Source organism: Streptomyces sp. NPDC050549 (assembly GCF_040655035.1).
GTDB lineage: Bacteria > Actinomycetota > Actinomycetes > Streptomycetales > Streptomycetaceae > Streptomyces.
On sequence record NZ_JBFAJD010000060.1, the window covers coordinates 1 to 11,580 of the forward strand.

Here is an 11,580-nt window from a genome sequence, read left to right on the forward strand (position 1 = left end):
TTGCCAACGGCGCCGCCATGACAGCCATACCCAGAACCCCTGGGCCCTCCGATCTTACGAATGACCAGAGCAACCACCCTTGAAAGGTAGGACAGTCATGTCACAGCAGCAACACCAGCGGCTCGCCCGGGGCGGCTCTGCCGTCTGGGCCGTGGCCATCACCAGCGCGGCGGGATTCATCACCGCGCTCGACAACCTGATCGTCACCACCGCCCTGCCCTCCATCCGCAAGGACCTTGGCGGCGGCCTCGAAGACCTCGAATGGACGGTGAGCGCCTACACCCTCACCTTCGCGGTCCTGCTCATGTTCGGCGCTTCCCTCGGCGACCGATTCGGCCGCCGCAGACTGTTCGCCATTGGGCTCGCGATCTTCACCACGGCCTCGGCCGGTGCCGCACTCGCACCGGGGATGGGCGAACTGATCGCCGCGCGTGCGGCCCAGGGCGTCGGGTCGGCGATCGTGACGCCGCTGACGCTCACCCTGCTGTCGGCCGCCGTCCCCGCCGAACGGCGCGGCGCGGCCCTGGGTGTCTGGGGAGCGGCCAGCGGTATCGCCGTCGCCACCGGACCGCTCATCGGCGGCGCACTCACCGAAAACCTCTCCTGGCAGTGGATCTTCTGGGTGAACGTACCCCTCGGTCTGGCGCTGATCCCGCTCGCCCTGCTGCGGCTGGACGAGAGCCACGGCCCGAACCCGACCCTCGACGTCGTCGGCACCGTTCTGGCCAGCGGCGGTCTGTTCGGCATCGTCTACGCCCTCGTGCGCGGCAACGCCGAGGGCTGGACCAGCACCCCGGTGCTGGTCGGCTTCTTCGCCGGTACCGCCCTGCTCGTCGGCTTCGTCTTCTACGAACTGCGCGCCGAGCATCCGATGCTGCCGATGCGCCTGTTCCGCCACCGTTCATTCAGTGCCATCAACGCCGCAAGCCTGCTGATGCTGCTGGGCATGTTCGGGTCGATCTTCCTGCTCAGCCAGTACCTGCAGACCGTCGGCGGCTACTCACCGATGCAAGCCGGCGTACGGATGCTGCCCTGGACCGCCATGCCCATGATCGCCGGACCGCTGGCCGGGGCCCTGTCCGACCGCATCGGCGGCGCACCCGTCGTCACGGCGGGCATGACTCTGAACGCCGTCGGCCTCGGGCTCTGGGCAATCACCGTCGAGCCGCACGTCGCGTACACCCACCTGCTGCCTGCACTGATCGTCTGCGGCATCGGCCTGGGCATGTTCTTCGCTCCCAGCGCGAACCTCGTCCTGAGCACCGTCCGCCCGGAGGAGCAGGGCATCGCCTCCGGCGCCAACAACGCGATTCGCGAGGTCGGCGGCGCCATCGGCGTCGCGACGCTGGCCGCGGTGTTCTCCGCCCAGGGCGGCTACGAGTCCGCCTCACGATTCGTCGACGGCCTGATCCCGGCCCTCTGGGTCGGAGCGGGTGCGGTCGCCCTGGCAGCGACTGTGGCATTGCTCATGCCCCGCCAGTCCAAAGCCGACGGCCCGTCGGCCGACCTTGCCGCAGGGAGTGCTCCGGCCGACGCCCCGGTCGCGACCTGAAGCCCGGACCGAGGTGCGGCCCAGCCGGTCACGGCGGGGGCTGCCCCTCAGCAGTCTGTCCTGCTTCCCGGGCTCGTTCCCCGCGCGGAGCCATCACACCGTGGCCGAGGGCCCTTTGGGCAGCGTGCCCCTCGGGTCGGCGCTCGACCGGCTGAGGGGCACCACTTCCCCAACAGAGCGGCCGGCATACGAAAAGCCGACGCAGGGGTCCTCAGCTCACTCGGACGACCTCATGCGAAAGGCCGGGCCGGGGACGCTCTCGATGTCCTTCACTTGTACCGGGTGGCCTCGTTCGCAGCGAATCTGGACGGCGACGTGTGCGCCGCACTCGCGGTGCCGAGCCACTACCGCCGGCCCCTCCGGGTCGGCGCGGTAACGGTCACCCCACTGCAGCAGCCCCATCACGGCGGGCACCAGATCCATGCCCTTCGGGGTGATCACATACTTCGGCCGACTTCGCGAACCGGGTTCCTTGTACGTCTCGGTCGCGAGGATCCCTTCCTCCACCAGCATCCGGAGCCGGGTCGCCAGCAGGTTACGAGGACAGCCCAGGACGCGTTCGAAGTCCCCGAACCGGGACGAGCCGTACCACACCTCACGCAGGATCAGGATCGTCCACTTCTCGCCCACGATCTGAAGAGTTCGCGCGATCGAGCAGTTGGACGTGTCCCGGTCGAGTCGGAGGTCCATGCCGGCGTCCTGGAGAACTTCGGTCCACACATCCATGGGAGCGATTCTAGCCGAGGTTGAGTTTATATTTATATACTCAGCTATCGGGGCCCGGGGAGCACTCGCCGGCTGAGGCCAAGGTCCCGGTGACCGCTCCGGAGGCGGTCGACCACGTGGTCACTCCCCATCTCCTGTAGGGGTGTGCCGAGGCGGGCGGTGGCGCAAGCCGACGCTGTTGATTCGGTGAACAGAAAAGGTTGTTCGATCGGGAGTGAGTCGACGCACCGTCGGAGTTCGGCCGCTCCAGCGGAAAGGAACAGTCCATGGACGAGCAAGGTGAGCATTTCGACGTCGTTGTACTCGGCGCGGGCCCCGGCGGATACGTAGCCGCCATCCGGGCCGCCCAACTGGGCAGGAGCGTCGCGGTCGTCGAGGAGAAGTACTGGGGCGGCGTCTGCCTGAACGTGGGCTGTATCCCTACCAAGGCCCTGCTGCGCAACGCCGAGCTCGCACACATCTTCACGCGCGAGGCGAAGACCTTCGGCATCAAGGTCGAGGGTGAGATCTCCTTCGGCTACGGGGAGGCCTTCCGCCGCAGCAGGAAGGTCGCGGACGGCCGGGTCGAGGGCGTCCACTACCTGATGAAGAAGAACAAGATCACGGAGATCGGCGGTCGTGGCACGTTCGTCGACCCGCACACGCTCCAGGTGGCCGACTTCGAAGGCAAGACCAGCACCATCGGCTTCGACCACTGCGTCATTGCCGCCGGGGCGAGCCCCAAGCTGCTGCCCGGCACGCGCTGTACGTCGCGCGTGGTGACGTTCGAGGAGCAGATCCTGGCCGAGGATCTGCCGCAGTCGATCGTGATCGCGGGCGCCGGTGCGATCGGTGTCGAGTTCGCGTACGTGCTGCACAACTACGGCGTGAAGGTGACGATCGTCGAGTTCCTGGACCGCGTCGCCCCGCTGGAGGACGCCGAGGTCTCCGCCGAACTGGCCAAGCAGTACCGGAAGTTGGGCATCGACGTCCGCACGTCGACCCGCGTCGAGTCCATCGACGAGTCCGGCCCACTGGTCCGTGTCACGGTCACCGGCAAGGACGGTACCCGGCAGGTCCTGGAAGCCGAGAAGGTCCTACAGGCGATCGGCTTCGCCCCGAACGTCACCGGCTACGGCCTGGAGAACACCGGCGTGCGCGTCACCGAGCGCGGCGCGATCGACGTCGACGGCCGGTGCCGTACCTCGGTCCCGCACATATACGCCATCGGGGACGTCACCGCGAAGCTGATGCTCGCGCACGCCGCCGAGGCGATGGGAGTGGTCGCCGCCGAGACGATCGCGAGTGCTGAGACCATGGAGTTGGACTACGTGATGATCCCGCGGTCCACCTTCTGTCAGCCGCAGATCGCAAGCTTCGGTTACACCGAGGCGCAGGTGAGGGAGGATGGCTTCGACGTCCAGGTGGCCAAGTTCCCGTTCACCGTGAACGCCAAGGCCCATGGTCTGGGTGATGTGAGTGGGTTCGTGAAGCTGATCAGCGACGCCAAGTACGGCGAGCTCCTCGGAGCCCATCTGATCGGCCCGGACGTCACCGAGCTGCTGCCCGAGCTGACCCTGGCCCAGCAGTGGGATCTCACCGTCCACGAGGTCGCGCGCAACGTCCACGCCCACCCCACCCTGGGCGAGGCGGTCAAGGAAGCCGTCCACGGCCTCGCAGGCCACATGATCAACATGTAGCCGGATGCTCTGACGCGGTAGCTGCAGTTCATGTTGCGTTGTTGCTGGTTGCCAGGGCGCTGGGATGGCCACTGGCAGTGGAACGGTCACCGTGATCATGAACGTTTGTGGTGACGTATCAAGAACAGGTGGCCATGGAGGGGCTACGCCGTTGTTGCTCAATCTGGACGGGGGTGTCCGTCGTGCAGGTCGAGCGGCTGGCTGACGGTCTCGGGGCCGACGCTGCGCAGCGCGACGAGCTTCGGGGCGGTGTTGTTGACGAGCGGCCCGGTCTTTCGGTCCGTGTCCCGGATCTCCTCGTTGAGGATTTGGCAGCGCCGTGCGGGCCGCTGTAGCGCCGTCCTGGTGGCGCCGGGTGGTGAGGTCGCCAGCGGGGGCGGGAGCGGGCGCGGGTGTCGATCAGCTCACGGGTGGACAGGTCGCGCAGCTTGTCACGTACTTCGAAGGGTGCGGTGACATGAGAGTGCGGATCTGGTTGATGGTCTGGGTTCGGGCCTTGACCGCGCTCTTGCGGACCACGCGCAGGGCTCGGATCGCCTTCACCGCGCCGTCCCTGGACTTCGGGGTTCCCGTGGCGCGGCCGGAGAGGAACACGGTCGCCGCGGCGTAGGCGTCGACGGGGTCGGACTTGCCCGCGCCGCGGGACCCGGCGATCTGGACGGCGAGATGGCTCACCTGCGGCTGCCGTTGGACGCCTGTGGGGCGGCCTTGGTTCGCCCGGTACCGAGGCGCGCTCACTGTCAGGAGTCGGGCCTCCGAGGTCGCTGATGTGGTGGAGCAGGGTCGGCGATTTTTTGGATTACGTTCGCAATATAATAAGCTGCAGGGAGTCGGTGAAGGGCAACCGGTCCTTTCCGGTCGGCGAAGGAGCGTGTGCGCTGTGGTGCGGTACACCAAAGAGCACAAGTCGGAGACGAGGCGGCGGATCGTCGAGACGGCGGGCCGTCGGTTCAAGCAGGACGGTATCGACGGCTCTGGGGTTTCGACTCTCATGAAGGACGCGGGGCTGACCAACGGGGCCTTCTACGCTCACTTCGAATCCAAGGACGACCTCGTTGCCACGGCGATCGCCGACCAGTTGAAGGCGCAGGCCGAGAATGTCGTCGCGCGGGCTGCGCCCGGCCGTGCCGGAGTCGAGCAGATCGTGCGGGGGTACCTGTCACCTCTGCACCGCGACAGCCTTGCCGACGGCTGTCCCAACGCCGCTCTGCTCGACGAGATCGGACGCTGCGCCGACACAACCAGGCAGGCGTACACCGACGGCGTGCTGGTCCTCATCGACGGCATTGCCGCCCGCATGGCACCCGACGCCCCGTCCTCGGCGCGTGCGAAGGCACTCGGCCTCCTCGGCCTGATGGCCGGGACACTTCAACTGTCCCGCGCCTTGACCGACAGCCAACTTGCCCATGAGCTCCTCGATCAGGGGATCGACAACGCCCTCACCCTGCTGGACGCCGGGCAGTGTGCCTGACGCACGGCATTCCTGGCCCCGAGCTGTGACTCTCGGGGGAGCGCTCGCTGGCTGACGAAAGTGACCCCTGACGATGGAGTCGGGGCCGCTTTCGTGTGCCTGAAGGCTCAACCAGTGGTTTCCGGTGACTCGGTGAGAGGTCAAAATGCCGTCGGGCTCGTTGCGCTTGATGTCGTTGAGATCCAGGGAGACTTTGGTAGCCCCGGTTCAGAAGATCACCACAGCGGAAATTCCAGCCAGAGCCGAGCCGCTTTCGTGAAGCGGTCATGACCAGGCATAGATAGGCTCAGGTGAGTCAGGCTCCTCCGCTTTCCGGGACGGTTGTCGCCCGACGTGGCACACCGTGCGAACCCTTGGATCCACAGCTATCGCCGCCCGCGGACCCACTGGGAGATCCGAGACGACATCCACCAAGCCGTCCTCCAGCTCTTCTGCTGCTGCCTCATCGCTCACCACAGCATCAAAGCTTTCTGTTGCTCTGCCAAACGGTGGAGTTCCGGGCGTAGGTACGCGGCCAAGGCTGGACGGCAGACGTGGAGCGATCAGACGGGTTTCCGGGAGAGGCGTCAGCGACCCGCCTGTCGGTCTTCCGAGGACCCGCCCTGACCTGCAGCGATCAGCTCAGCGTTCCCGAAACGAGCTGCATGCGTTCCGGAGCGATCTTCTGGCCAGCCGCTGACCTGCGGCGACGGAGTTTTCTGCGAGCCCCCTGTGCCACCCGTGATTGCAGCCGCTGGAGCAGAAGCGCTCGCGGCGCCGCGCGTCGGCAATCGTGAGCACCGCGATCAGCGGCCTGAACGCCTTGCGGCGTTCGTCGAGAGGCGCGAGACCGGCGATCTTTCCCAGTTGCTCGTCCGTCCGGCCTGGTGACATCAGCGCTGCGGGCGTATGCATCGGGCGCAGCCCGGCACGGCCGATGCTCTCCGGTGCGTCCCCCGCGACGGCGCGCGCCTGGACGCAGCGATGGCGCAGGAACAGCAGCACCTCGGACAGCTCTTCGTGGCCGAGGCTGTCGAACCATGCGATGCCCTCTGACATCGGGCGCAGCTCCTGCGCGAGCTTGTTGAGCAGGACGTCGCGTTCGTTCATGACTGCCTCCCGTTGGACGGACGCCTCTCCGCCGCGGTGATGAGGATGCACAGCAGCACCGCCAGATCGGCCGCGCCTTCTGCCTTGTCGGCCCAGCGGATTGTCTGAAGCGGGTGCACCTGGTCGAGGAGGATGCCCTCGTGTGCCAGGGCGAAGCCAACGCCGGCACGGCGGCGCGCGCGTACTGGAGGCTCTTCTCCCGGGACAAGTGGTCTGAGCTCACCCATGACGTCCCGCAACAACAACCGCGGGCCATGTGCAGAGAGGGAGGCGGCGCCCCGCGTTTAATCGGTGCATGGCGGTTGGCAGGGCTACGGGTCAGGGCCCCACCTGTCGCCAGTCCGTCACAGGGCCAGGGTTTGCGTGGTCCACGGGTGTGACCCAAAAGGCTTTGCCCAGCTCAGCGTTAAAGTGGGCGCCTGTCCGGCCGTCCCCCGAGGAGCGGCCGGTGAGGCGGCGGCCTATCCAGGGGAGGAGGTACTGGCGGGTGAAACGGACGTCCTCCACGCGGCGGGCGGTCCAGTTCGGGGGCGGGGTCGGTGGCATCGGCGTACGCCACTCCGGGTCCTCAGCCTCGTAGCCCAGGGCCTGCCACACCGCCTCGGCGACGCGGCGGTGACCCTCGGCCGTCAGGTGGAGTCGGTCGACGTCCCACGCGCGCTGGTCGGCGAGCGAGGGCGCGCTGTACAGGTCGACGACCTGGGCGCCGTGCCGGTCGGCGAGGTCGTCGACGTAGGAGAAGAGTTCCTCCATGCGCGGCCGGAAGCGCTGCTGGACCGGGCCCTCGCGGCCGGGGCTGCGCATCAGCACCAGGTGTTTGCAGGCGGGCGTGAGGCGTTCGACGGCCTCCTCCAGCAGCGCGCGCACCCGGCCCATGTCGCACTTGGGGCGCAGGGTGTCGTTCAGACCCCCCACCAGCGTGATCACGTCGGGTTGCATGGCGGCCGCCGGGCCGACCTGCTCGTCGACGATCTGCGCGATCAGCTTGCCGCGCACGGCGAGGTTGGCGTACCGGAAGCCGGGGCTCCGGGCGGCCATCCGCCCGGCGAGGAGGTCGGCCCAGCCCCGGTAGGTGCCGTCCGGGAGCAGGTCCGACATGCCCTCGGTGAAGGAGTCGCCGATCGCGACCAGGCTGGTGTGCGTGGGATTCGTCTGCATGGCGACGAAGATGATATCCCGCGTCCATACCCGCCGGTCGGTCCCCCTCCCCGATCACGGGTCGGGCTCAGGCCCGCTGCCCGAACAGCTCCCGCAGCACGTCCTCCATGGTCACGAGCCCGGTCAGCCGCCCCTCCTCGTCGAGGACGGCCGCGAGGTGCGTACGGCCGCTGCGCATCGCGGTGAGTACGTCGTCCATGGGCGTGCTCTCCCGGATGTTCGCGATGGAGCGCATGTCCTCCACCTTGAACGGCTCGTCGCGCGGCGAGGCGTCCAGCGCGTCCTTCACATGGAGGTAGCCGATGATCCGGCGCTCGGCGTCCACCACCGGGAAGCGCGAGAAACCGGACTCGGCCGACAGCACCTCCAGCTCGGCCGGAGTGACGCCGGCGACCACGTAGTCGACGCGTTCGAGGGGGAGTACGACGTCCCGCACGGGCCTGCTGCCGAGCTCCAGGGCGTCGTTCAGCCGCTCCCGGGCGCGCTCGTCGATGAGGCCGGCCGCGCCGGAGTCCCTGACGATCCGGGCGAGTTCGGCGTCCGAGAAGGATGCCGTCACCTCGTCCTTGACCTCGACACGCAGCAGTTTGAGCAGTGTGTTGGCGAACGCGTTGATCGTGAAGATCACCGGGCGCAGTGCCCGGGACAGCGTCACCAGCGGCGGTCCCAGCAGCAGCGCACTGCGCACCGGCTCGGCCAGGGCGATGTTCTTCGGCACCATCTCGCCGAGCAGCATGTGCAGATAGGTCGCCGCGGCCAGCGCGATCACGAAGGACACCGCATGGCCCGCGCTCTCCGGGACGCCGACCGCGTGGAACACCGGCTCCAGCAGATGCGCGATCGCCGGTTCGGCGACGATACCGAGCACCAGCGTGCACAGCGTGATGCCGAGCTGCGCCGCGGCCAGCAGCACGGACACGTGCTCCAGACCCCACAGCACACTCTTGGCGCGCCGGTCGCCCTGCTCGGCGTGCGGCTCGATCTGGCTGCGGCGCACCGAGATCAGCGCGAACTCGGCGCCCACGAAGAAGGCGTTCACGACCAGCGTCGCCAGCCCGATCAGCAGTTGTACGGCGGTCACAGCTCCCCCTCCACGGAGTCGGTACGGGCGTCGGATCCGTCGAGCGGCGCGTGCAGCAGCAGCCGCGCTGCCCGCCGCCCCGACGCGTCCACGACGTCGATCCGCCAGCCGGCGACCTCGAAGGTGTCCCCGACCTCCGGAATCCGCCCCAGCTCGGTGGCGACCAGACCGGCCAGCGTCTCGTACGGCCCCTCGGGCGCCCGCAGCCCCACGCGTGCGAGCTGGTCCATGCGGGCGGCGCCGTCCGCCGAGTACAGGGTGCGGCCCTCGTCGTCGGTCCCTGCCGATGCCAGGTCGGGCGTCTCGTGCGGGTCGTGCTCGTCCCGCACCTCCCCCACGACCTCTTCGACGATGTCCTCCAGGGTCGCTACCCCCGCCGTACCGCCGTACTCGTCGATGACGACGGCCATCGTGCGCTTGCCGGACAGCCGGTCCAGCAGGCGGTCCACGGTCAGGGACTCGGGGACGAGGAGGGGCTCGCGCAGCACGTCGGACAGGGGGAAACGGGCCCGCTGGCCCGCCGGTACCGCCAGGACGTCCTTGATGTGCACGGTGCCGACGACGTCGTCGAGGCTGCCGCGGTAGACCGGGAAGCGGGACAGCCCGGTCGCCCGGGTCGCGTTGGCCACGTCCTCGCAGGTCGCCTGGGCGTCGAGGGCGACGACCTGGACGCGGGGCGTCATCACGTTCTCCGCGGTGAGGTCGGCGAGGTTCAGGGTCCGTACGAACAGCTCGGCGGTGTCCGGCTCCAGGGCACCCTGCTTGGCGGAGTGCCTGGCCAGAGCGGCCAGCTCCTGCGGCCCGCGCGCGGAGGCCAGCTCCTCGGCCGGCTCCAGGCCGAAGGCCCGCACCATGTGGTTCGCCGTGTTGTTCAGATGGCTGATGAACGGACGGAACGCGGCACTGAACCAGCGCTGCGCGTTGCCCACCCGTTTGGCCACGGCCAGCGGCGAGGAGATCGCCCAGTTCTTCGGCACCAGCTCGCCCACGACCATCAGGAACACCGTCGACAGCGCCGTACCCAGCACCAGCGCGACGGACTTCGACGCCGAGTGCGAGATGCCCAGCGACTCCAGGGGACCCGCGATGAGCGCGGCGATCGACGGCTCGGAGAGCATGCCGACGACCAGGTTGGTGACCGTGATGCCGAGCTGGGCGCCGGAGAGCTGGAAGGTCAGATTCCGTACGGCCTTCAGGGCGCCGGAGGCGCCCCGCTCACCGCGCTCGACCGCGCGCTCCAGCTCGCCGCGCTCCACGGTGGTCAGCGAGAACTCGGCCGCGACGAAGGCACCGCAGAGGAGCGAGAGCAGGATCGCCACCAGCAGCAGAAGCACTTCGGTCATCGGGTCACCTCCGTCCCATGATCGGACAGGGCAGGGAGGTTCGCGCGATGTCGCGTACTGGGAGGCTCGCCCATGGGCGGACGCTCACACCTTTCGGGGAGATGGAGAAGTTCCGGGTCGTCCACCAATGGTAAAGGATGGGCAAAGCGTTCAGGTGGTGAGGTGCTTCACCCAGCGCCGCCAGTGGTCCTCGCGTACGTACCCCGCCGCGCGCCACGCATGCTGCCCGGTCTCGTTGCGTTCCAGCACCATCGCGTCCCCGCGACGCCCGCCCAGCGCCACGAACCGCTCCTCGGCCGCCGTGAGCAGCGCCGAGCCGATGCCCCGACGGCGCTGCTCCGGGTGCACGGCCAGCCGGTAGAGGTGGCAGCGCCAGCCGTCGAATCCGGCGATCACGGACCCGACGAGCCGCCCGTTGCGTTCCGCCAGGATCAGCGCGTCCGGGTCCCTGTCGATGAGCCGGGCCACGCCGTCGCGGTCGTCACTGATGCTCGTCCCTTCGGCGGCCTCGCGCCAGAACGCCAGCACGGCGTCGATGTCGGAGGGGGCCGCGCTGCGGATATGAAGATCACTCATGGGAGAAGCCAAGCAGAGGGTGGGCGGGCGGGGCGAGCGGGTTTCGGCGCAGTTCCTCGACGACCGGCGCGAACGCCTCCAGGTACGGCTCCAGCACGGTGAGATAGGAGAACCCGTGCCGGTCGCGCAGCGCGCGCAGCTTCGCGGTGATGTGGTCCTGGGTGCCGACCAGCATCACGGGGAGGTCGAGCACCTGCTCCAGGGTGAGGTCGGGCCGGCGGTCCAGCAGCGGCCGGAGCGCGCTCGCGGGGTCGTCGGTCACCGCCACAAGCTGGATCAGCAGGTTCAGTTCGGCGGGTTTCTCGCGGTCGGCCGCGAACTCCCGGTAGCGGGCGACCCGTTGACCGAACTCGGTGGAGTCGACCGGCGACAGCTTGCCCTCCGTGTCGCCCGGTACCAGCCGCGCACCCGTGAAGGCCGCGATGTCCGCGTACTCGGCGGTCAGGCGCAGCATGCGGTCGCCGTTGCCGCCGAGGAGCAGCGGCACCCCGGGCCCCGTGGTCTTCAGCAGCCGCGCCAACTCCTCGACCGTGCGCCGCAGATGATCCACCCGCTGCCCCGGTGAACCGAAGGGCAGCCCCGCAGTTTCGTGCTCCGCCTGTATGTAGCCGGTACCGAGGCCGAGTTCGAGGCGACCGCCGGTCAGGTCGTTGGTCGTCGCGACCTCGCGGGCCAGCAGAGTCGGGTTCCAGAAGCCCGCGTTGAGCACGAACGTGCCCACCCGTGGCCGCTCGGTCGCGTCCGCCGCCGCGACCAGCGCCGGGAACGGCGCGACCATGCCCAGATGATCGGGGACCAGGATCACGTCGTAGCCGAGTTCCTCCGCCCGGCGGCATCTGGCGCGCCACTCGTCGGCGGGCGCGGACGTGAGCAGACTGGCTCCGAAGCGGAACGGGCGCGGCATG

At 68.7% G+C, this 11,580-nt stretch carries 11 protein-coding genes; 3 read left to right on the forward strand and 8 right to left on the reverse strand.

The annotated features are described in order from the left end of the window. Positions 1-97 precede the first annotated feature (97 nt). A complete protein-coding gene (locus AB0I51_RS44510) occupies positions 98-1,552 on the forward strand; it encodes a DHA2 family efflux MFS transporter permease subunit (RefSeq protein WP_362984582.1) in 1,455 nt (484 codons plus the stop codon). Between the two features lie 216 nt (positions 1,553-1,768). Here the strand turns inward: AB0I51_RS44510 and AB0I51_RS44515 are convergent, their stop codons facing one another. Beyond that, the gene (locus tag AB0I51_RS44515) at positions 1,769-2,278 is read right to left on the reverse strand and encodes a helix-turn-helix domain-containing protein (protein WP_362984584.1); all 510 of its coding nucleotides are present in this window, start codon (positions 2,276-2,278) and stop codon (positions 1,769-1,771) included. Positions 2,279-2,544: 266 nt separating this feature from the next. Here AB0I51_RS44515 and lpdA point away from each other — a divergent pair, with 266 nt between their 5' ends. Next, complete coding sequence (lpdA, locus tag AB0I51_RS44520; protein WP_362984585.1) at positions 2,545-3,957, forward strand: dihydrolipoyl dehydrogenase; 1,413 nt, start codon at positions 2,545-2,547, stop codon at positions 3,955-3,957. Positions 3,958-4,356: 399 nt separating this feature from the next. Here the strand turns inward: lpdA and AB0I51_RS44525 are convergent, their stop codons facing one another. Beyond that, positions 4,357-4,632: a transposase gene (locus tag AB0I51_RS44525; RefSeq protein WP_362984587.1), complete on the reverse strand. Its 276-nt coding sequence runs from the start codon at positions 4,630-4,632 to the stop codon at positions 4,357-4,359. A gap of 205 nt (positions 4,633-4,837) precedes the next feature. On the opposite strand from AB0I51_RS44525, the gene AB0I51_RS44530 reads away from it, so the two are divergent. Next, positions 4,838-5,428, forward strand: coding sequence for a TetR/AcrR family transcriptional regulator (locus tag AB0I51_RS44530; RefSeq protein WP_362984642.1), 591 nt, complete (start codon positions 4,838-4,840; stop codon positions 5,426-5,428). Positions 5,429-6,049: 621 nt separating this feature from the next. Here AB0I51_RS44530 and AB0I51_RS44535 read toward each other — a convergent pair. From AB0I51_RS44535 to AB0I51_RS44560, 6 genes are all read right to left on the reverse strand, one after another. Further along, positions 6,050-6,517, reverse strand: a complete 468-nt coding sequence (locus tag AB0I51_RS44535) for a DUF5958 family protein (RefSeq protein ID WP_362984589.1) — start codon at positions 6,515-6,517, stop codon at positions 6,050-6,052. Between the two features lie 318 nt (positions 6,518-6,835). Further along, a complete protein-coding gene (locus tag AB0I51_RS44540) occupies positions 6,836-7,675 on the reverse strand; it encodes an SGNH/GDSL hydrolase family protein (protein ID WP_362984591.1) in 840 nt (279 codons plus the stop codon). Between the two features lie 67 nt (positions 7,676-7,742). After that, positions 7,743-8,756, reverse strand: coding sequence for a hemolysin family protein (locus tag AB0I51_RS44545; protein WP_362984593.1), 1,014 nt, complete (start codon positions 8,754-8,756; stop codon positions 7,743-7,745). Then, positions 8,753-10,099: a hemolysin family protein gene (locus AB0I51_RS44550; RefSeq protein WP_362984595.1), complete on the reverse strand. Its 1,347-nt coding sequence runs from the start codon at positions 10,097-10,099 to the stop codon at positions 8,753-8,755. The genes AB0I51_RS44545 and AB0I51_RS44550 overlap by 4 nt, the downstream gene beginning before the upstream one ends. 150 nt (positions 10,100-10,249) lie before the next feature. Further along, on the reverse strand, positions 10,250-10,675 hold the full coding sequence (locus AB0I51_RS44555; RefSeq protein ID WP_362984597.1) for a GNAT family N-acetyltransferase: 426 nt from the start codon (positions 10,673-10,675) through the stop codon (positions 10,250-10,252). Beyond that, positions 10,668-11,579 carry an LLM class F420-dependent oxidoreductase gene (locus AB0I51_RS44560; RefSeq protein ID WP_362984599.1) on the reverse strand — a complete coding sequence of 304 codons (912 nt, stop codon included), beginning with the start codon at positions 11,577-11,579 and terminating at the stop codon, positions 10,668-10,670. The genes AB0I51_RS44555 and AB0I51_RS44560 overlap by 8 nt, the downstream gene beginning before the upstream one ends. Position 11,580: the final 1 nt, after the last annotated feature.

Coding starts and splice junctions, on each gene's coding strand:
- AB0I51_RS44510 (WP_362984582.1), top strand. CDS start 98: ATGTCACAGCAGCAACACCAGCGGCTCGCCCGGGGCGGCTCTGCCGTC.
- AB0I51_RS44515 (WP_362984584.1), bottom strand. CDS start 2,278: ATGGATGTGTGGACCGAAGTTCTCCAGGACGCCGGCATGGACCTCCGA.
- lpdA (WP_362984585.1), top strand. CDS start 2,545: ATGGACGAGCAAGGTGAGCATTTCGACGTCGTTGTACTCGGCGCGGGC.
- AB0I51_RS44535 (WP_362984589.1), bottom strand. CDS start 6,517: ATGAACGAACGCGACGTCCTGCTCAACAAGCTCGCGCAGGAGCTGCGC.
- AB0I51_RS44540 (WP_362984591.1), bottom strand. CDS start 7,675: ATGCAGACGAATCCCACGCACACCAGCCTGGTCGCGATCGGCGACTCC.
- AB0I51_RS44550 (WP_362984595.1), bottom strand. CDS start 10,099: ATGACCGAAGTGCTTCTGCTGCTGGTGGCGATCCTGCTCTCGCTCCTC.
- AB0I51_RS44555 (WP_362984597.1), bottom strand. CDS start 10,675: ATGAGTGATCTTCATATCCGCAGCGCGGCCCCCTCCGACATCGACGCC.
- AB0I51_RS44560 (WP_362984599.1), bottom strand. CDS start 11,579: ATGCCGCGCCCGTTCCGCTTCGGAGCCAGTCTGCTCACGTCCGCGCCC.